Consider the following 19,977-nt stretch of genomic DNA (forward strand, 5'->3'; position numbering starts at 1 on the left):
CATGGGTCGGCGAGGACGGCGGAGTGTACATAGGTAAGGTTGAAATTGCACGTTTTTTCGCCAATTGCTCTTGGCAGAGAGGGTGTGTTGCGTTTGCGATAAAGGAAAAGTAAACCGGCTGATTCTGGGCAGGCAGCGACCGGAATCAGCCGGAAGCGGGTAAAAGAAACCCGGCAAACTTCTATGTGGAGGGGGGTTACATCGGTAGTACTTCAACGGTGCCTAGGTATTGCAGGTAGCGTTCCGTGGCTTTGGGGTTGCTAACGTTTTTGTCGCCGGTGCCCGCTTCCAGGAAGTAACGGCCAGCGGCAGGCCATTGGATGCTGACAATGCCTTTGTGATCGCTGGTCACGGACCAGCTTTCCTGGCTGTCACGGTAGCGGGTGCCACCCGAGACCAGTTCTACCTTGATGCCCGAGGCCGGTTTGCCATCGACCAGCAGCTTCCACCGAGCGGTTTCACCAGCGTAAAGGTCGTTGGGATGAGTGAGCAACTCCAGTTCCAGGCCCTTGCCGGTGGGCTTCAGGCCGGTTTCGTTTGGCGCCCCTAGGGTGACATAGGTTTCCAAACGGTTGAGAACTTCGCGCAGTTTTACTTTATCGGCCCCGTTGGGCACCTCGGCCAGCATCGTGTCCGCATCTTTGCCGCGGCTGCGCTTGCGCTCATCGTCGATCTCATAGGAGATAAAGTAGCTGGGTTGCGCCACACTGATCCGGTAGCTGCCTTCCTGTTCCAGCTGTACGTCAAACACACTGCGCGTGTGCATTTTCATGGCGTTATCCACGGTGGCCGGCTTGCCATCCGGGCCGGTCACTTCCATGCCATCGACAGGGTAGGCTCGCTCGAAACCAAAAATTTCATTGGAGATGCTGGCATCAACGGTAATCCACTGGGGCTCAGAAACGGTGGTGTGGCTGGGCAGCAACCACAGCTTGTGGGCATGGGCGGGCAGGGCTGTGGCCAGCACCAATGCGGCCAGTGCAACTTTAGGGAAACGGACTCGGGTCATGGTGGCGCTCCTTGGGTAGTCGGTGTTATTGAGAGACGGTGAGGGTCACAGTGCCCAGTTCGTCGGTGCCTATTACTTGCTGCTGTTGAGGGCTTTTCCCCGCCGGCCACTGGAACGGTAATTTCAGCACTTCGCGGCCCCCGACTTCTCGGGCTGCTTCTACCACCAAGGTGTATTCGCCGGCGGGCAGCGATTCAAGTGCCTCCACATCACTAAAGTCCACAGTGTGAGTGCCAGGGGAGTGGGTGGCGCCAGTGAGGCCGTCGTAGGGCGCCGACTGGCTACGGCCGGTTCTGCGCCACCACTGGCGAATATCTTTGAGCCATTTTTCCTGGTCGTCGTACCACAGGCCCAGTGGTTTCAGGGTGCTGCGGTCGGCGTTTTCCACCCAGAAGGCCACATAAGGGGCATGATATTCGGCCACCCCCAAACGCGGCACTTCCACCTCTACAGAAAAGGTCTCAGCCATGGCCTGGCTGGTTAGCAGGGGAAGCAGGGCGAGATAACGCAAGCGCATGAAAATGTCCTTCCTTATCTGAATGTCGGGTCTTAATGCATGAAAAAAATGATCAATAGCCAGGGGAGAACTAACCCCGCCAAAGTGACCGGCCAGGTGGCCGGCCGCCGTTTAGCATGAAGCATCATTAGCCCAAGCCCGGTGAACGCAAACAGCAGGCTGGCGATGGCAAAAATATCGATGAACCAAATCCACACCGTGCCGGTGTGGCGACCTTTATGCAGGTCATTAAAAAACGCAATCCAGCCACGGTCCGTGGTTTCCGCGAGTATCGCCCCGTCACTCATGTCAATCGCAAGCCAAGCATCGCCACCGGGGCGGGGCATGGGCAGATAAATCTCATCGGCTGCCCATTCCGGCTCTCCACCGGTGTTTTGCAGGTCCATTTCCCGTGCCAGCCATTGCTGAACGGCGGCGGGCAGTTGGCCGCTGGTTCGGTCTGCGAGCTGGAATAGCAGCTCGATGGGCAGCGTGCTTTGGTGTTCACGGATCACCGGATCGGCACTGATCTGGCTGGCATGGTTAAGGGTGATGCCGGTGAGGCTGAACAGCAGCAGGCTGATCAGACAGATCGCGGAGGTGACCCAGTGCCACTGGTGGAGTTGTTTCAGCCAAAAGGCTTTGCGTTTCTTGTTCACGGAGTGGCTCGTTCATTCACAATTGAGGGCAGGGATGTTAATGAGAATTGTTATATTTAACCACGGTTGTCTTAGTAAAGAATGTAATCTTAGGGTGATTAAGTGACGTTATCTTCAGGAAAAGCTGGCCTGAACGAATGATAATCCTTACCATTTGCAAATGAATGTCGTTGCGAAAATGCCTGCCCGTTTACTGGTCATCGAAGATGATCCGGTGCTCAGTGGCCACCTGCGTGATTATTTTTCCGAGCGGTGCTATCGGGTCTCGGTGTGCGCCGAAGGCCCGGCGGGGCTGGATGCGGCGGCGGCCGGTGATTATGACTTGGTGCTGCTGGACATCCTGTTGCCTGGCCTCAATGGCCTGGAGTTACTTAATGTCCTGCGCCGGCAAAGCCCGGTGCCGGTGATTGTGGTGTCTGCATTGGGCGATGAACAGGCCCGTATCCAGGGGCTTATCAACGGTGCGGATGATTACCTTCCCAAGCCATTCAGTATGGCGGAACTAGCGGTGCGGGTGGATGCGGTGTTGCGCAGAGTGGCGCTGGAACGGGTGCGTCCGGAAGAGCCGCAATGGGAATCAGTGGGTAAACTGGTGCTGTGCGACCACAGCATGGCGGCCTTTTACCAAGAAACCGACCTAGGGCTGACCAACACTGAGTTTCGCTTGCTGCAGGTGCTGTTGGAACACCGAGGTGCGGTGCTCAGCAAGCCATTCCTCTACCAGGCGGTTCTGCACCGAGGCTGTGGTCGCCATGATCGTAGCCTGGACCTGCACATTAGTCATGTGCGCCGCAAACTACGTGACGCCGGAGCGGCGGAGTCGGCGGTGAGAACAGTCTGGGGGCAGGGCTATACCCTGATCACTGACAACCTCTGATGTTAAAACGCTATTCCCTTCTTTGGCGCCTGGCGCTACTGCTTGTTGTTACCGTAGTTACCACCATGGTAGTGGGAACGCGCGTTACCAACGCTCTGCGAAATGATGCCCAGCTTTTGAGTGACCATGCGGTTGCCGTAATGCGCGGTTATGCGGCGGCTGCGGAGCAGGCATGGCTCGCGGAGGGGCGGGCAGGGGTAGACCAATGGCTGGCGGGCATGCGTTCCCGTGAAAGTGGTGATATCGCTGTGATCAGTAACACCGACCAGTCCCTGAGCAGTACTCCATTGACGGTACAGGAGCGTAGCGGGCTTCGCTTTCAGCGGGGTGTTCATAGCCGCATGAGTTTCCGTTACGGCAAGAAGATGCCTTATCTGGGGTTGCCATTTCCTACTGTCCCAGAACAGGGAAGCCTGCTGATGCAGCTGCCTCCCCGGTTTCGTCCGGGTACCTACTGGCCTTGGGTTGAACCTTTATTGTTAGTGGGGGTTCCTACGATATCGGCCCTCATGCTGGGTGGGCTGCTGTTCTGGCGTGCCCGCGTCTTGTTGAAGGCGTTACAAGCGCAGGTGCTCGTATTCAAAGACGATACTGATGCCCGTGTGGTTGGGCCGTTGGCCACCCGTTCAGATGAATTTGGTGAGCTTGCTCGTAGTTTCAACCATATGGCAGAGCAGGTTTGCGGCATACTCGAAACTCAAAAACAGTTACTCAATGATATGTCGCATGAGTTACGTACTCCGCTGAGCCGGTTGTCTGTGGCCTTGGAAAGCGGAATCAACGAACAGCAACTGCGCCAGCGGTTAGAGCAGGAATTGCGCCACATGCGCACCTTAGTCGATGACACTTTGGCGCTAGGTTGGCAGGACACCGATACCAATACCGGTAACGCTGGCCTGCAGTCTTTGTCGGTGCCGGTGTTGTGGGACATGGTTGTCGAGAATGCGGCGTTTGAGAGTGGTTGGAGTAAACAACGCTTCCCTTGCACCTTACCTGATGACACGGAGGTGTATGGCAATTTGAATACCTTAGCTCAGGTATTTGAAAATTTGGTCCGGAATGCCATTCGGTATTCGCCTGAGCAGGGGACGGTCTTATTGCAGGGGCAGCGTGAAGGGAGTGCCTGGCATCTTCAGGTGGTGGATCAGGGGCCAGGGGTGCCTGAAGATAAGCTGCACAGTATCTTTGCGCCCTTCGTGCGCCTAAATGCCGCGAGGACGACTGATAGCGGTTTTGGGCTGGGATTAAGTATTGCCCGCAGAACAGTGGAGCGGCTTGGCGGAGAGCTTTGGACACATAACCGGGACCCTGGGTTGTGCGTGCATTTGCGCCTGCCGGCTCCGGCACGTGTATAAAGTGTAAACCTCCTTTTGTTATAAATAAGAATCAATACCATTCCTTTTCTTCGGCAGATCCATTGCTGCTTTCAGCAGCCCTGTCTGGCCGATTTACCAGGGGGAGCTGTATCGGTTTTTCGCTACCAGGCGGCAAGCTTGAGTGGTGAAAGGGGGCGGTTGGCACTCCGGTTGGATGTTGTTGTTTATCTTCGAGGAGGAAAACCATGGGAATGCGCTTGGGGACTCTAACGATGGCGCTGGCCGCAGCCAGTGGCGCCGTGTGGGGGGAAGAGGGAGGACATGAGCTGGGGCAGGTGTCTGTGACAGCCGGAGGGTACATTCAACAGGTGGACGATGCGCCCGCGTCGATTAGCGTTATTGACCGTGAGCAGATTGAAGCGCGTTTCTACCAAGACACCACTGATGCCTTACGGGATGTCCCCGGTGTGATTGTCACCGGCGGAGGCTCCGGCGACCGTGGCACCGATATCGTTATTCGCGGTATGCCGTCCTCTTATACGCTGATCATGGTTGATGGTAAGCCGGTGTCCACTCGGGAAAGCCGTCCTAATGGTAGTGCCGGGTTTGAACAAAGCTGGTTGCCGCCGCTGCAAAGCATCGAGCGTATCGAGGTGGTCCGTGGCCCCATGTCCACCCTGTATGGCTCCGATGCCATGGGGGGCGTGGTCAACATTATCACCCGCAAAGTGGAGACAGAGTGGGGCGGCTCTGTACAGCTGGACGCGATCATCCAGGACGATTCCCGCTCCGGTGATAGCCAGCAGGGCAATTTCAGCTTGAGCGGCCCATTGAAAGACGATTTGCTGGGCCTGCAAGTCTATGGAGGCTTTTATAACCGCCAGGAAGATTTATTCGTGGATGGTTATGAGCAAAAAGACCTGCGTAACCTGACAGCTAAATTGACTCTGACACCGACAGAAAATCATGACTTTTCAGTGGAAACTACCCGCACCGAGGATAGCCGCCAGAGTTTGATCGGGCGTAGCGCAGATTCCGACGATAGTTTTACTGATCATACCCGCGAAGCTTTTTCGCTGACCCACACTGGCCGTTGGGCCGTCGGCACATCCGATACCTACATTCAGCGAGAAAAAGCGGAAAATGAAAGCCGTGAAATGACTATCACCAATACCCATGCCAAGACGGCGTTGGTCATGCCGGTGGGTAATCATATGGTGACGGTGGGGGCCGATTTCACGGAAGAAAAACTGGACGACAAAACCTCCAACCGGATTTCTGACCGCACCAATATTGAGTCATCAAAATACGCTCTATTTGTGGAAGACGAATGGATGCTCACCGATACCTTTTCGGTGACCGCAGGTGCGCGGATGGACGATGATGAAAATTTCGGCACCCATATTAGCCCGCGCCTTTATGGCGTGTGGGGATTCAGCCCGCGCTGGACGGTGAAAGGTGGCGTCTCCACTGGCTTCCGCTCTCCGTCGCTGCGTGAATTGACCCCGGATTGGGGGCAGGTGAGCCGGGGTGGCAACATCTACGGCAACCCAGATCTGGAGCCTGAAACATCGCTTAACCAGGAGCTGGGCCTGTACTTCAACGCGGGTCGCACGTTGCTGGCCAACGTGACGGTGTTTCACAACGACTTCAAGGACAAGATCACCCGTATTACCTGTCCGGTCAGTATCTGTCCGGATGGTCCCAACCAGTTTGGTTCCGACCCCACCTACCGGGTGAATGTGGATGAAGCGCAAACCCAGGGCGTGGAAGCGGCGCTGTCCACCACGTTGGCGAGGGTGGTGTCCATCAACCTGAGCTATACCTATACCGATTCGGAGCAGAAATCCGGGCAATACAAAGGTGAGCCGTTGACTCAATTGCCCAAGCATCAGGCCAGCCTGAACCTGGATTGGCAAGCGACAGATACGGTGTCGCCCTGGGCCACCGTTCGCTATCGGGGTGAGGAAAGTCAGCCAAACACGGGGCCGTCCAACAGCGCCATCATCGCGCCGTCGAATACCCTGGTTGATGCCGGTATGGGTTTCCAGCTGACACCGCAGACCAAACTCAATACGGGAATTTATAATCTGGCCGACAAGGAAATTTTCTACGACGAATATGGTTACGTGGAAGAGGGTCGGCGTTACTGGGTAGGGGTGGTGACAAACTTCTGATTGTCAGCCCGACGCGGGAACAGGTCATGTAAAAACAACAACGCCGGCGAATGCCGGCGTTGTTGTTTTGCTGCGTTCAGGATTACATTTTTTCCTGAATGCGGGTGCGGAAGTCCGCATCGTATTGGGCCAGCTGAGCAATCTGGTTATAGGTGCTCAGCTCCAACCCACTCTCTTTAACGGCTTCTACCATTTTCTCCTGTGCTTCTTTCTGCACTTTCATGGCTTCTTCAGGCTTGTCTTTCTTCGCCTGCAGTTCCTTGGAGTATTTCTGCTGAATGCCAGACATGTCTTTTTGGGCATCGGCAAACGCGTCCAACTGTTTGTCGCTGAATTCAGAGGCCTTGGGCAGCTGTTGCATTTGCTGTTGCTGCATCTGCTGCTGGGTCTGTGGGGTTTGTGACGCGGGTGCACCAGGCTGCTGTGCGGCTACCGTGCCAGTGAAGGTGGCGGAAATCATCAGGGCGCCGAGCGCCATCATCCGTTTGCTCATGCTTCATCTCCTTGTCGATCTCCCCCGAAATTATCGGGGATTACAATGTTCCAAAGTGGCCGAAACCAGAATATAGCGGCACTGCAAAGTCCGACCGTTATCAGCGTGTAAGTTCGGCACGAAATGTTAAATCGTGATTCACAGTGAAGTAGTTCGCGTCTGGGGTACGAAAAAAGCGCATTTCAGCGCCAATACAGCGCTTTCAATTCATGCTGTTAATGGTTTCAATGAGGACTGCGGCTCATGCAACGTGGCTGCCAATAACAAGCATAAAAGGAGAGCAGGATGGCAAACCAATCTGGTCTAATATACCGAGTTGCATACGGCGCATTGGCGGTCGGACTGCTGACCAGCGCGGTGGTGGTGCAGGCGGAAATATATGCCGGCGCCCAGTTCAATATAATGAAAATTGACCGAGGGGCAGTGAGTGATGCGCAATTCGATGCTCTCACGCTGCGTGGTGGCATGGTATTGCACGAGCTGGTCAGTGCGGAGCTGCGGTTGGGTACCGGTATCAGTGACGATAGGTATCGCAATATCGAGGTGGAGAACGATTTCTTCTATGGTGTTTACGCGCGATTAACTCCGCCGCTGGAAGGCTCGGTGCAACCCTACCTGATTGGCGGCTACGGTTATGCAGAAAATGATATACACGGCGCTACCGAGCGTGACGATGGCAGCTCTTACGGGGGCGGGATGGATATGGGTGTGGGGCAGCATTCGACCTTGAACGTTGAGTATTTGCGCTTGGTCGACAATGCTTACGGCAAGCAGGAGTTGATTGGTATAGGCATTAATTACGCCTTTTGATCGTTCACGGCGGGGGGATGACGATGATAGCTTCATGCAGTGACGTTCGGTTTTTATATCCCTTTTGGTTATAAAAGTATCACTATATATTCCTTTGTATTCTTTTTTGGGCCTCTATTATGGCACCTCGACATTTCCGTTTTGAGGTGCTGTAGAACATGAGTAGTGCACAGCTGATCACACGTTTTGGTGACAATACCGTCGGCTTATCCAAAGAGGCGCTAGAGGAGCTGAACCGTGTCTATCGCCCGCTGAGCTTTGCGGACCGGATCCGTCGCGTCTACGAGGACTTTCCACCGGATCGCATCATGGTGACCTCGTCTTTTGCTGCTACGTCGGCCTATTTTTTGCACATCATCTCCACCATCCGTCCTGAGCAATCGGTGCATTTTATTGATACTGGCTATCACTTTGCGGATACCTTGAAGTACAGGGACTACCTGATCGAGAAATTTGGCCTGAATGTGGTCGATGTGACGCCGGATCCGGATCACCATCAGGTATCTCAGGAAAACCGCATGTGGGAAACAGACCCGGATTTGTGCTGCCAGGTGAACAAAGTCAATCCATTGGAAGAAGCCAAGGAAAACTACGATTTGTGGATTTCCAGCCTGATGGGGTGGCAAACCGAACACCGGGCCGGCTTGGAGGTGTTCGAAGAGCGCCGCGGCATGATCAAGTTCAACCCGATGATTGATGTCACCAAGGAACAGCGTGACGCCTATATCAAGGACCACGACTTGCCGTTCCACCCTCTGGTGGCACAAGGATTTGATTCCATCGGATGCAGCCACTGTACTTTCAAGGGCGAAGGCCGTGAAGGCCGCTGGAAAGGTAACAAGAAAACCGAGTGTGGGATCCATATGTAGCCAGGGAAGGCCCCGCGAAAAGGGGTCACCAAGCGGCGGTGGCCCCAACGGTAAACAGAATCAGGGCGATTGCGTTTAGAACACTTCGAACAGCCCTGCGGCACCCATGCCGCCCCCGATACACATGGTCACGACCACGTACTTCACGCCACGGCGCTTGCCTTCGATAAGAGCGTGGCCGGTCATGCGGGCACCGGACATGCCGTAGGGGTGGCCGATGGCGATGGCGCCGCCGTTTACGTTGTATTTTTCCGGGTCGATCCCGAGTTTGTCACGGCTGTAGAGACACTGGCTGGCAAAGGCTTCATTCAGTTCCCACAGGCCGATATCATCGACAGTGAGGCCGAAACGCTTGAGCAGCTTAGGCACGGCATATACTGGGCCGATACCCATTTCGTCGGGGTCACAGCCCGCCACCGCCATGCCACGGTAAGCGCCTAGCGGTTGCAGGCCCAGTCGCTCGGCTTCTTTGCTCTCCATCAATACACAGGCACTGGCGCCGTCAGACAATTGAGAGGCGTTGCCGGCGGTAATAAAGCCGCCTTCCTGTACCTGCTGGCCACCTTTGAATACCGGTTGTAGGGACTGCAGCCCTTCCAAGGTGGTCTGCGGGCGATTGCCTTCGTCCTTGTCCAGGGTCACTTCCACGTCGGAAATGTCCTTGGTTTCTTTGTTCATCACTTTCATGACACTGGTCATGGGCGCTATTTCGTCATCAAACTTGCCGGCATCCTGGGCGGCTGCGGTACGCATTTGTGACTGGAAGGCATACTCGTCCTGGCTATCGCGGGAGACGTTGTAGCGGTCTGCGACAATCTCGGCGGTTTCCAGCATGGACATGTAAATGTCTGGCCGATTTTCTTTTAGCCATGGATCGGCGGCGCGGAAGGTATTCATCTTGTCGTTCTGCACTAGGGATATGGACTCCAGCCCACCGGCCACAGCCACGTCCATATTGTCGACGATGATTTCCTTGGCGGCGGTGGCAATGGCCATCAGACCGGAGGCGCACTGGCGGTCCATGCTCATGCCGGACACGCTAGTGGGCAAGCCGGCACGCAGAGCGGCCTGACGGGCCACGTTACCGCCAGTGCTGCCTTGCTGCAGGGCGGCACCCATAATCACATCCTGGATGGATGACGGATCGATGCCGGCACGCTCCACGGCGTGCTTGATGGCGTGGCCACCCAAGGCCTGGGCCTGGGTGTCGTTGAACGCACCGCGGTAGGCTTTGCCAATAGGGGTGCGTGCAGTGGAAACGATGACGGCTTCGCGGGTCATGGTTTTCTCCTGAAATCGACTTTAAGGGTGGCGCCACCGCCACGGGGGTGAGGGGAGCCACTCCTCTCTATTTGGTGATGCCGGGTTACGTTTTATTCAACCCAGCTCGATGCCCTTGGCTTTGGCTACCATGGTTAGAATCTTGGTCACATGGTCACCACCGGTCATTATTTCGCTGGCGTTATCCATGTTGCCGATTTGTTCGAAGTGGGCGGCAATACCATCTACATTGCGCTCTTCGTCATTCAGATAAATGCCTTCGCTTTCCATTAGACGTACCATGGCGTAGCAACCGGCACCGGCCAGCAGAATGCGATGGCTAGGGGCTTCGTTGCTTGCCAGGAACAGCACTGCGGGGGTGATTTCCTTGGGCTCCAGCATGGCCAACACTTTTGGCGGCATCAGGTCTTCAGTCATGCGAGTGGCGGCGGTGGGAGCAATGCAGTTCACCTTGATGTTGTACTTTTCACCTTCCAGAGCCAGGGTGTTCATCAGCCCGACCACGGCGAGCTTGGCGGAGCTGTAGTTGGCCTGCCCGAAGTTACCATACAGGCCGGAGGCGGAGGAGGTCATTACGATGCGGCCATAGCCCTGTTCGCGCATGATCGGCCAAACAGCCTTGCTGCAGATTTCTGAGCCGGTGAGGTGAACCGCCACGACCTTGTCCCAGTCGTCTTGGGTCATCTTGACGAAACTCTTGTCGCGAAGAATGCCGGCGTTGTTAATCAGCACGTCAATGCGACCCCAGGTATCCATCACCTGTTTTACCATGGCTTCGACCTGAGCCATGTCGGAAACGTCTGCACCGTCGGCAATGGCCTCACCACCAGCAGCTTTGATTTCTGCAACCACCTGTTCGGCGGCTTCACTGGAACCGCCGCTACCATCACGAGCGCCCCCGAAATCATTGACCACTACTTTGGCGCCGAGTTTAGCCAGTTCCAAGGCGTGGGATTTGCCCAGGCCGTTGCCCGCGCCGGTGACGATGGCCACCTGATTATCAAAACGGATTGTCATGGGTTATCTCTCTACATTTTTTGAGTTTAAAGTTTCAAAGATGAAACGCGAGTAACGGTATTGTCAAATGACGGGCTCTCACTGAGCGAAACAGACATTAATGCGTCGCGTGTTTCAACTCACTGGAGCATGGTCGCGGGAAACAATTTTTAGCTTAATACAGTCTGCGATCGCGCTTTTAAGCGTTGAACGGTTAACTGGAAATTACCACCAAACTCAACCATTCCGCGATCAAGGCGGGCTTTTTCTGGCCTTCAATTTCAACGTGGACACCGTGACGCAGCTGCCATTTGTTGTCCGAGCGCCGTTTCACTTCCAGCAGAGTGAAAGAGCCGCGAACCTTGCTTCCTTCGCGGACTGGGTTCATGAAACGGACCTTGTCAAAGCCGTAGTTGATGCCCATGACCTGGCCTTTAATGGTAGGCAGTACGTCGAGGGCCATGGCCGACAGCAATGAGAGAGACAGAAAACCATGGGCGATGGTGGCACCAAAGGGGCTTTCCTTGGCGGCGCGCTCCGGGTCGGTATGGATCCACTGCGGGTCTTCGGTCAGCTCGGCAAAGCCGTCGATGCGTTGTTGGTCGATGCTGCGCCACTCGGACTGGCCAACATTCTTGCCAACGTTTTCCTGCAGCTCCTCGATGCTGGTTTGCGGTTTGCTCATATTGCTCTCCCGTAGGTCGGTAAATGGCTGCCGAGATGTACGTGTCAATAATTGTATTTGAGGGAGGGAGTATGTGGCTGGCGTAATTAGCCGTAAAGGGCGGAAAACGCCATTAAGGGAGAGAAATCCGTCACACTTGCTACGCGGTTAATTGTGCGCTTCTAACCTGGTGTCAGGCTTCGAGTGCAAGCCGTTTCTGAAGACGAAACCATAGAGGAAGGCGGTTGCAGGGCATGTCTGAGTCGCAATGAACGGGATGGACCAAGATGAACAAAGGCCAGGGGTTGAGAGGAAGGATCATTAGCCGAATCCTATGAAGCACAGATAAACGAGCCCTGTGAAGCGATTCTCGTCGCGGCGGCGCGATGTGTTATCTAGCGGAGGCAACGCGTAGCATTGAGGATATTGCTCGACGCCCGTCCGCTAACATAAAAATGGCCTATCACTATTTCATCTCCAGGGCCGAGCTTTTTTAAGATCCATCACCGCGCCAGGGAGTTTATTTGATGAGTTGGAGTCCGTGGCGGCCTCCAGCATGCCTGCTGCTAAGCGATTGATTGAAATGGCTCGTGGCTAGGTGCATTTCCTTAAATCGTAACCAGCCTTACCGAGTAACGTTATTGGAATCAGTGCAGGTGGCACTGCAAGGCAGCGATGAAGTCACCATTAAGTGCGAAGGGCCTTTGATGGGCTCCTTGCCTTCAGCCACTCTCAAACGGTCACATCCCTCCGCTCGTTACCTCCCCCTGTGGCAACAGAACCAGCCGTAATTTTCATGAACTCATTTTCAGGAACTCGGCAAAAGGCCTCTGTGAGGCAGCGTAGCGTGGATAAAACGCTATTGAGTGAGGGTAAAGACCCGCCATGGCATGCTGTCAGAAGGAGGAAGCCATGGATAACATCGGGATGATATTCTAAAAAGTGCACTTGGCAATGCATGGAATTTATACACGGTGATGCAAAATATCAATTTCACTAACTAATGGCGCTGATCTAGTCTGGTTGAATATTGTTTTGAGCCGAGGATACACGCATGACCCAGTTTTACCTTGTCCGCCACGGGCAAGCATCGTTCGGTACCGATAATTACGACCGCCTTTCCGAACTGGGTCATCAGCAAGCTCGCTGGCTGGGTGAGTATTTTGCCGAACGGGATATGGGCTTTGATGCCCTTGTGTGCGGTGATCTGGTACGGCATCGGGAAACGGGAGCCGGTATTTGTGAAGGCCTGGGTGTGGCCTTACCCGAAGACATTCAGTCCGGCCTTAACGAATTCGATTTCCAGTCACTGGTGAATGCCTACCTGGCTCAGCACCCGGACCAGGTGCCTGGCGAAGGTGCTCCGGTGGCGGCCTTTTACAAGGCCTTGAAAACGGCCATGAAACACTGGCGAATGGATACGCTGACCGGCGATCTGCCGGAAACCTGGCAGGGTTTCTCTGACCGGGTTGCTGCCGCCCGCGATCACATCCAGCAGCAGTACAACGATAAGGACCGGTTGCTGATTGTCAGCTCTGGTGGTGCCATGGCCATGTTCATCAAACATATTCTTGGTGCGTCGGATGAGGCCGTGGTGGAGCTGAATCTGCAGATTCGCAACAGTAGTGTGAGCCACGGTTTTTTTAATCAAAAGGTGGTGCGTATGGCCAGTTTTAATAACGTGCCGCATCTAGATCGCCCTGACCGTTTCGACGCGATCACTTACTACTAATTTTCGTGCTTTGTGCTCCCACCTTGTACGCGCTGCATCGCATTTAACGCAGCCACAGGACTGCAGGAGTAAACGGGTCATAGGGAGAGCGTCATGGATTTTCAGTACACAGAAAAAATGCAGACATTGATCACTCAGGTGCGTGATTTTATTAACAACGAAATCCGCCCGGCAGAAAACATGTATTACGAGCAGCTGGCAAAGAGCCCGTGGGAAACACCGCCGATCATGGATGAACTGAAAGAAAAGGCCCGAGCTAAAGGACTGTGGAACCTGTTTTTGCCTACAGAGTACGCAGAGTACAGCGCAGGCTTAAGTAACCTGGAGTATGCGCCGCTGGCCGAAGAAATGGGGCGCTGTCGTATTGCATCCGAAGCGTTTAACTGTGCCGCTCCGGATACTGGCAATATGGAAGTGCTGGCAAAATACGGCAACGATGCTCAGAAAGAACAGTGGTTGTTGCCGTTGTTGGATGGCCGTATTCGTAGTGCCTTCGCCATGACCGAGCCGCAAGTGGCGTCCTCTGACGCGACCAATATCGAAACGCGTATAACGGAAGAGGGCGACGATTACATCATCAACGGCCGTAAGTTTTATATCAGCGGCGCCATGCGAAAAACCTGCGAAATTATGATTGTCATGGGCAAGAGCAGCCCGGATAACCCTAACCGCCACCAGCAGCAATCCCAGATTTTGGTGCCCACCAATACTCCCGGAATCAACATTGTTCGCCCGATGCAGGTATTTGGTTACAACGATGAACCGGAAGGCCATGCCGAAGTTATTTTCGACAATGTGCGTGTGCCCAAGGCCAATATGATTCTCGGTGAAGGGCGGGGTTTCGAAATCGCTCAGGGACGCCTTGGTCCGGGCCGAATTCACCACTGCATGCGTATGATCGGCGCGGCTCAGGAGGCGTTTGAGATGATGTGCAAACGGGTAAACCAGCGTGAAGTGTTCGGTGCGCCCATGAGCAAGCAAGGCTCGGTGCGCGAAGATATTGCCAAATCTTACTGCGAGATTGAGCAGGCACGGCTGCTGACGCTGAAAGCCGCAGACGCCATGGATCGCTCAGGTAACAAAGGCGCCAAGGATTTGATCGCTATGATCAAGGTGGTTGCGCCTAATATGGCGTTAAATGTTATCGACCGGGCGATTCAGATCCACGGTGCCGTGGGCCTGAGCCAGGATACGCCGTTGGTTCACTTCTTTAGCTACGCGCGCACTCTGCGTCTGGCCGATGGCCCGGATCAGGTGCACATGATGCAGTTGGGCCGGAACATGGCTAAACAATTCGCCTGATTTCAGGTGTGGCCCGCAGGGCCCGCAGCGTCAATCGCGTTCTGGGTGTTGCTTTTTGCGCAGCAGAAAAAAGAAGAACAGTAGGAGGGCTTCATGTCCCAGATAGATACACAGAAACTGGCTGAGTATTTTGAGCAGCATATCACGGGCTTCAAGGGTCCCATTGAAGCGGAGAAATTTGAGGGGGGGCAGTCCAACCCTACCTTCAAGATTACGGCCGCCTCTGGCTCCTATGTGCTGCGCCGTCAGCCGCCGGGCAAACTGCTCAAGTCCGCCCATGCGGTGGATCGCGAATTCCGTGTTATGGCCGCGTTGAAAGACACCGATGTACCGGTGCCTAATGTGCTGCACCTGTGCGAAGACCGTGATGTTATCGGCTCCATGTTCTATGTGATGGAGTTTTGTGAAGGGCGCATTCTCTGGGATGCGGCACTTCCCGAGCCGGGAGAGGGCGATGCCGCAAATGCGGCACGCAGCGAGATGTACTCGCAAATGAACCGGGTGCTGGCGGCCATTCACAGTGTGGACCTGGAGGCCGTCGGCCTGAGTGATTACGGTAAGCCGGGCAGTTATTTTGAACGTCAACTCGGCCGCTGGACCCAGCAGTACGAAGCGTCCAAATTGCAGGAAATTGCGGCCATGGATTCGCTGATTGCCTGGTTACAGACCCATCAACCAGAGGATGATGGCCAAGTGTCACTGGTGCACGGCGATTACCGCCTGGACAACTTGATGTGGCACCCGCAAAAGCCGCAAGTCATTGCGGTGCTGGATTGGGAGTTGTCCACCCTGGGACATCCACTGGCGGATCTGGCGTATCAGTGTATGGGTATGCGAATGCCTCAACGAGGCGCCAAGATGGCCGGCCTGCAAGGCAAAGACCGTACTGCGTTGGGTATTCCTACTGAAAAAGAATACGTGACCATGTATTGCGAGCGCCGTGGTATTGCCCATATAGACAATTGGGAATTTTATCTGGCATTCAGTTTTTTCCGCCTTGCGGCCATTTGCCAGGGAGTCGCGAAACGGGCTCAAGACGGTAATGCCTCCAGCAAGCAGGCCTCTCAAGTAGGTGCTCTGGTCGAGCCACTGGCCTCCATGGCCATGCAAATTATTAATGAAGGGGCATAAAGCCACGGCAAGCCGCAAGCGAAGAGGAAAGCCGTGCGGCAATGTGGCTATTGTGCTTTCGAATGGCCGCAGGCTATGGGGCTTGCGGCTTATGGCCTTTTTTCGGGAGAGAAATAATGAGTACCGATCTTTTTAATCTTGAGGGCAAGGTTGCTCTGGTGACCGGCGCGAGCCGGGGTATTGGCGAAGAAATTGCCCGCCTGCTGGCAGAGCAGGGCGCCCATGTGATCGTGTCCAGCCGCAAGGTTGATGGCTGTCAGGTCGTTGCCGATGCTATCAAGGCAGGCGGTGGCAGCGCAGAAGCTTTTGCTTGTCACGTGGGCGAGCTGGCGCAAATCGAAGCGGTGTTTTCCCATATCCGTAAGGTGCACGGCAAACTCGATATTTTGGTAAACAATGCCGCGGCTAACCCGTTTTTCGGGCATATTCTTGATACCCCGGTGGACGCCTTCGACAAGACCGTGGACGTGAATCTGCGTGGTTACTTCTACATGTCCGTGGAAGGGGGCAAGTTGATGCGTGAAAACGGCGGTGGTGCTATCGTCAATACTGCTTCGGTGAATGGTCTGACCCCGGGCGAAGGGCAGGGGGTGTATTCCATTTCCAAAGCTGCCGTGATCAGCATGACCAAGGCGTTTGCCAAAGAATGTGCGCAATACAACGTGCGAGTGAATGCGTTGCTGCCGGGGCTGACTAAAACCAAGTTCGCCGGTGCCCTGTTTGCCAACGAAGATATCTATAAACAGGCCCTGAGCCAAATCCCCATGCGTCGTCACGCGGAACCCAAAGAAATGGCCGGCACGGTCCTTTATCTAGTCTCTGATGCTGCCAGCTTCGTGACAGGGGAGTGTGTTGTGGTTGATGGCGGCTTTACGATTTAACACTCACGTTGCTATCAAACCGCTATAGGTCTTCCGCTTTCAGGGGATAAATCGTGGGCAGGCTGCTTCGGTACGGTGAGCTAGGTAGATTTTTAGTGTATCTGCCTGTTTTCCGTTTTGCTGCCTTCGTTTGTTCCCAGATAAGGGAAGGGCTACAGCGGCTTTTTGTAAGCAGATGGATGCTGAAAGCGGGTTAAGCGCTTTCGGTGCAGGAGAAGGTAATGGACCCGATTCTCGATTTTACCGGCAAGACGGCGTTGATCACCGGTGCGGCCAGCGGTTTTGGCAAGTTACTGGCAGAAGAGCTGGGTAAGCGCGGTGCCGCGCTGGTACTGGGCGATATCAATATGGATGCCCTTAACCCGTTGGCAGACACACTGGCTGAGCAGGGCGTTAAAGTTGCCGCACTGCGCTGTGACGTGTCCAGTGAGGCGGATTGTAAGGCCATGGTGGATGCGGCGCTGTCTCAGTTCGGGCACCTGGACTTGGCCGTGAACAATGCGGGTATTGCCCACGGTTTTATTCCGTTTACGCAATTGAGCGAAGACGTTTTAGATCAGCAGATGAACGTGAACGTTAAAGGCGTGATGTTCGGCATGAAGTACCAAATCGATGCCATGAAGGTGGACGGTGGCAGCATCGTCAACGTGAGTTCCATGGCGGGGTTAGGTGGTGCGCCTAAAATAGGGGCCTACTCGGCGGCCAAGCACGCGGTGATCGGGCTCACACGCACTGCGGCAGTGGAATATGCCAAGCGCAACATTCGCGTGAATGCGATATGCCCGTTCTATACTCATACACCGATGCTGGATGAAGGTGAGCTATCAAAAAACAGGGAACAGGTGCATGCCATGCTGGCATCCGGTTGCCCGATGAAGCGACTGGGACAGCCCTCTGAGATTGTTGCAGCCATGCTCATGTTGCTGTCGCCGGCCAACAGCTATATGAGTGGCCAGGCCCTTGCTGTGGACGGTGGGGTATCCGCTTTCTGAACGTCTTTGTACGACACCCCCTCTCTTTTTTGGGCTTCTGACGAAGTCGGATAATCTTGCCTGTTGCCCTCACCATCCAAGGGTCACCCCAGCATACAAGGTTCGGCCAGGCGCTGGTTCAAAATAGCCGCGATCTGAGGGGGCGGGCCTGTCGCTATTAGCATTGATTCGAATGTTGCTGTAGTAGTCACGATCGAAAAGATTGTTGATGCCAGTGTGGATTTCTAGCCTCCGGCGATTGAAATTCCAGTGCTTTCCGAACCGGGTATTAACAACGGCATGGCTGCCTATACGTGTCTGGTTGGTGTTCTCAGCATAAACGTTGCTGGCAAAACGAACGTCGCCGACAACAAAAAAACCGTTTTCGGGGCGCCAGGCCGCTTCCGTAAAAACGATATGTTGTGGCAAGCCTGGCATGTGATTATCGCTAACGTCGATGCCCTGTTGCTTATCGGCGAAGCGATCGAAACGGTATTGTGCCCATGTCCATGCCACCGTTGTGGTCAGTGTTTCTGTGGTGATGTGCTCAAACGACAGTTCAAGACCTTCACGGCGTGTGCGAGCGGCATTTTCATAGAACGTGCGGCCACCGAGCTCGTATGGCGTGATTTCATCTTTCACGTCGACGCTGAATAGTGTCAGATCATAGAGCAAGTCGTTGTGGAGAGTTCCGCGCAAGCCTACTTCCTTGTTCAAGGCTTTCTGAGGCTTCAGGTTTGGATTGAATCCGCCAACGCCGGCAGGGTTCGCCAACTCTGTAAAGGTGGGAGTCTCAAACGCAGAACTGACCGACGCGTACAGGGTGTGCGCAGGGAGTGCATGCCAAGCAACGCCGGCACTAAAGCTTCCTTCATTGAATTGCTGTTCGCCGCTGTTGTCACCATCGCCGAGAAAGCCATCCTCTATTCGGAATTCAATGCGGTCGGCTCTGGCGCCGAGAGACAGTGTCAAGCTGTCTGTAACAAAGCTGTCGGTTTGCACAAAAAAACCGTGGCTGGTGGCGATTTGATTTTCGTTTGCAGTGATGCCGGTAATTGCACCGTTGGCGCTGACACTGCGGCGTCCCCGATCATCTCGCTGGCGATCCATGTCGACGCCGATCAAGTAACGGTGCTGCAGCCCGAATAGATCCAGATCGTGACTGTATTCCACCCCGATCCCATAAAATAGCCGCTGGTAATCAATCAGGCTGCTGCCTGGAAAAGGCAGTTGCTGATTAAAGTCCCGCTGGCTGATGAAAGCTTGTGTTTGTAGCCGGCCGCCCCCGAGGTCCGCATTACGGTAACGGATCCCCAGCCGTTGTTGATCTACTTTTTGGCCCGCATTCAGTTGATCTGCCAAGGTTGTTGCCTGAGTTCTGTCAGCATGGGCCAGACTACGGGTAAGGCCGCTTGGGTCTTGACCATAGGGGGTATCCAGAGCGGTCAGGAACAGATCAATTTCCTGCTTGTTGGTCAGTTGCCAGCCAATACGGCTGTTGACGATATATTTTTCTACCCCGCTTTGTTTCCGGTAGCCGTCGTAGTTGAGGCCGGTGACTCCGAGGTAATAATGCATATTCTCTTTTTGGCCGCCACTTTTGAGGTGCGCTTTGCGGTAGCCGTCTCCACCGGCAGACAGCCTTAGCTCACCGTTGCCGGTGATCGTTTTCCCTGATAGGGATTCAAGGTCGATAACGCCGCCGGTGGCGTTGCCATAGAGCACTGATGACGGCCCGCGTAATACGGTAGCCTGGTAGAGAGAGTCAAGATCAATACTGTCGACTTGTGATTGGCCATCGGGCACTGTTTCGGGGAAGCCGTCAACACGGATACGAAGCCCGCGCACGCCGAAAGGGGCGCGGGCGCCAAACCCGCGAATAGACAGGCGCTGGTTCTGGGCAAAGTTGTATCGGTTTTGCAGGTAGAGGCCGGGAACCCGGGCAAGGCTTTCATCGAGTTGAAGGTGCTGCTGGCCTTGTTGGGCTATGCGGGTATCCACCACGCTGACGGCTGCTGGGGTGTCCAGCAGGCTGCGTTCTATTCGAGTTCCCTGAACCAGAATGCTGTCCAGTTCGGTGGGTTCCGCCAAGGCTGCCAGCGGTAACTGAAAGGTTACAAGCCCCAAGGTGAGTCGGTGAAAAAAGAGCATAGGGTATCTACGGATTCTGTTGCGGCGGTTACTACGCTATGAGCTTACGCTCTTATCCTCAATAGATTCGCTGCGAAATGGCCGTTATTTCTGCCGAGCGTAACGACCTCCTCTTTCTTAAATATTCTCGAAAACAAAAAAGGGCTGCATTGAGCAGCCCTT

Annotated in this window: 18 protein-coding genes; 10 read left to right on the forward strand and 8 right to left on the reverse strand. The window is 54.7% G+C overall.

Going from position 1 to position 19,977, the window contains the following annotated elements:
• Positions 1 to 196 precede the first annotated feature (196 nt).
• From ABNH10_RS10875 to ABNH10_RS10885, 3 genes are read right to left on the reverse strand one after another with little or no spacing between them, the layout of a single operon-like run.
• Entirely contained in the window at positions 197 to 1,009 is an 813-nt protein-coding gene (locus tag ABNH10_RS10875) for a DUF4198 domain-containing protein (protein ID WP_349385947.1), read from the reverse strand.
• Positions 1,010 to 1,034: 25 nt separating this feature from the next.
• Complete coding sequence (locus ABNH10_RS10880; RefSeq protein WP_349385948.1) at positions 1,035 to 1,526, reverse strand: DUF2271 domain-containing protein; 492 nt, start codon at positions 1,524 to 1,526, stop codon at positions 1,035 to 1,037.
• A 32-nt stretch (positions 1,527 to 1,558) separates the two neighbouring features.
• On the reverse strand, positions 1,559 to 2,164 hold the full coding sequence (locus ABNH10_RS10885) for a PepSY-associated TM helix domain-containing protein (protein ID WP_349385949.1): 606 nt from the start codon (positions 2,162 to 2,164) through the stop codon (positions 1,559 to 1,561).
• 178 nt (positions 2,165 to 2,342) lie between these two features.
• Here ABNH10_RS10885 and ABNH10_RS10890 point away from each other — a divergent pair, with 178 nt between their 5' ends.
• The 3 genes from ABNH10_RS10890 to ABNH10_RS10900 all read left to right on the forward strand — a co-directional run bounded on the left by ABNH10_RS10890 (position 2,343) and on the right by ABNH10_RS10900 (position 6,534).
• On the forward strand, positions 2,343 to 3,041 hold the full coding sequence (locus ABNH10_RS10890; protein WP_349385950.1) for a response regulator transcription factor: 699 nt from the start codon (positions 2,343 to 2,345) through the stop codon (positions 3,039 to 3,041).
• Entirely contained in the window at positions 3,041 to 4,396 is a 1,356-nt protein-coding gene (locus ABNH10_RS10895) for a HAMP domain-containing sensor histidine kinase (protein WP_349385951.1), read from the forward strand. Before ABNH10_RS10890 ends, ABNH10_RS10895 begins: the two co-directional genes overlap by 1 nt.
• Positions 4,397 to 4,608: 212 nt before the next feature.
• Complete coding sequence (locus ABNH10_RS10900) at positions 4,609 to 6,534, forward strand: ligand-gated channel protein (protein WP_349386229.1); 1,926 nt, start codon at positions 4,609 to 4,611, stop codon at positions 6,532 to 6,534.
• An 82-nt stretch (positions 6,535 to 6,616) separates the two neighbouring features.
• Here the strand turns inward: ABNH10_RS10900 and ABNH10_RS10905 are convergent, their stop codons facing one another.
• Positions 6,617 to 7,027 (reverse strand): DUF4168 domain-containing protein, encoded by a 411-nt coding sequence (locus tag ABNH10_RS10905; RefSeq protein ID WP_349385952.1) that lies wholly within the window; start codon positions 7,025 to 7,027, stop codon positions 6,617 to 6,619.
• A gap of 285 nt (positions 7,028 to 7,312) precedes the next feature.
• On the opposite strand from ABNH10_RS10905, the gene ABNH10_RS10910 reads away from it, so the two are divergent.
• Together ABNH10_RS10910 and ABNH10_RS10915 are read left to right on the forward strand one after the other, a co-directional pair.
• Positions 7,313 to 7,837 (forward strand): outer membrane beta-barrel protein, encoded by a 525-nt coding sequence (locus ABNH10_RS10910; protein WP_349385953.1) that lies wholly within the window; start codon positions 7,313 to 7,315, stop codon positions 7,835 to 7,837.
• Between the two features lie 158 nt (positions 7,838 to 7,995).
• Positions 7,996 to 8,706 (forward strand): phosphoadenylyl-sulfate reductase, encoded by a 711-nt coding sequence (locus ABNH10_RS10915; RefSeq protein ID WP_349385954.1) that lies wholly within the window; start codon positions 7,996 to 7,998, stop codon positions 8,704 to 8,706.
• 75 nt (positions 8,707 to 8,781) lie between these two features.
• On the opposite strand, the gene ABNH10_RS10920 is transcribed toward ABNH10_RS10915, so the two are convergent.
• The 3 genes from ABNH10_RS10920 to ABNH10_RS10930 form a co-directional block, all read right to left on the reverse strand.
• Positions 8,782 to 9,987 carry an acetyl-CoA C-acyltransferase gene (locus ABNH10_RS10920; protein ID WP_349385955.1) on the reverse strand — a complete coding sequence of 402 codons (1,206 nt, stop codon included), beginning with the start codon at positions 9,985 to 9,987 and terminating at the stop codon, positions 8,782 to 8,784.
• A 96-nt stretch (positions 9,988 to 10,083) separates the two neighbouring features.
• Complete coding sequence (locus tag ABNH10_RS10925) at positions 10,084 to 11,004, reverse strand: SDR family oxidoreductase (RefSeq protein WP_349385956.1); 921 nt, start codon at positions 11,002 to 11,004, stop codon at positions 10,084 to 10,086.
• A gap of 193 nt (positions 11,005 to 11,197) precedes the next feature.
• A complete protein-coding gene (locus ABNH10_RS10930) occupies positions 11,198 to 11,668 on the reverse strand; it encodes a MaoC family dehydratase (RefSeq protein WP_349385957.1) in 471 nt (156 codons plus the stop codon).
• Between the two features lie 1,033 nt (positions 11,669 to 12,701).
• On the opposite strand from ABNH10_RS10930, the gene ABNH10_RS10935 reads away from it, so the two are divergent.
• The 5 genes from ABNH10_RS10935 to ABNH10_RS10955 all read left to right on the forward strand — a co-directional run bounded on the left by ABNH10_RS10935 (position 12,702) and on the right by ABNH10_RS10955 (position 17,685).
• Complete coding sequence (locus ABNH10_RS10935) at positions 12,702 to 13,379, forward strand: histidine phosphatase family protein (RefSeq protein ID WP_349385958.1); 678 nt, start codon at positions 12,702 to 12,704, stop codon at positions 13,377 to 13,379.
• A 93-nt stretch (positions 13,380 to 13,472) separates the two neighbouring features.
• Positions 13,473 to 14,681, forward strand: coding sequence for an acyl-CoA dehydrogenase family protein (locus ABNH10_RS10940; RefSeq protein ID WP_349385959.1), 1,209 nt, complete (start codon positions 13,473 to 13,475; stop codon positions 14,679 to 14,681).
• A 93-nt stretch (positions 14,682 to 14,774) separates the two neighbouring features.
• The gene (locus ABNH10_RS10945) at positions 14,775 to 15,812 is read left to right on the forward strand and encodes a phosphotransferase family protein (RefSeq protein WP_349385960.1); all 1,038 of its coding nucleotides are present in this window, start codon (positions 14,775 to 14,777) and stop codon (positions 15,810 to 15,812) included.
• A gap of 116 nt (positions 15,813 to 15,928) precedes the next feature.
• Positions 15,929 to 16,693 carry an SDR family oxidoreductase gene (locus ABNH10_RS10950; protein ID WP_349385961.1) on the forward strand — a complete coding sequence of 255 codons (765 nt, stop codon included), beginning with the start codon at positions 15,929 to 15,931 and terminating at the stop codon, positions 16,691 to 16,693.
• A 221-nt stretch (positions 16,694 to 16,914) separates the two neighbouring features.
• Positions 16,915 to 17,685: an SDR family NAD(P)-dependent oxidoreductase gene (locus ABNH10_RS10955; protein WP_349385962.1), complete on the forward strand. Its 771-nt coding sequence runs from the start codon at positions 16,915 to 16,917 to the stop codon at positions 17,683 to 17,685.
• 69 nt (positions 17,686 to 17,754) lie between these two features.
• Here the strand turns inward: ABNH10_RS10955 and ABNH10_RS10960 are convergent, their stop codons facing one another.
• Entirely contained in the window at positions 17,755 to 19,815 is a 2,061-nt protein-coding gene (locus tag ABNH10_RS10960; protein WP_349385963.1) for a TonB-dependent receptor family protein, read from the reverse strand.
• Positions 19,816 to 19,977 lie beyond the last annotated feature (162 nt).

This window comes from Alcanivorax sp. (genome assembly GCF_040119285.1).
Classification (GTDB): domain Bacteria; phylum Pseudomonadota; class Gammaproteobacteria; order Pseudomonadales; family Alcanivoracaceae; genus Alcanivorax.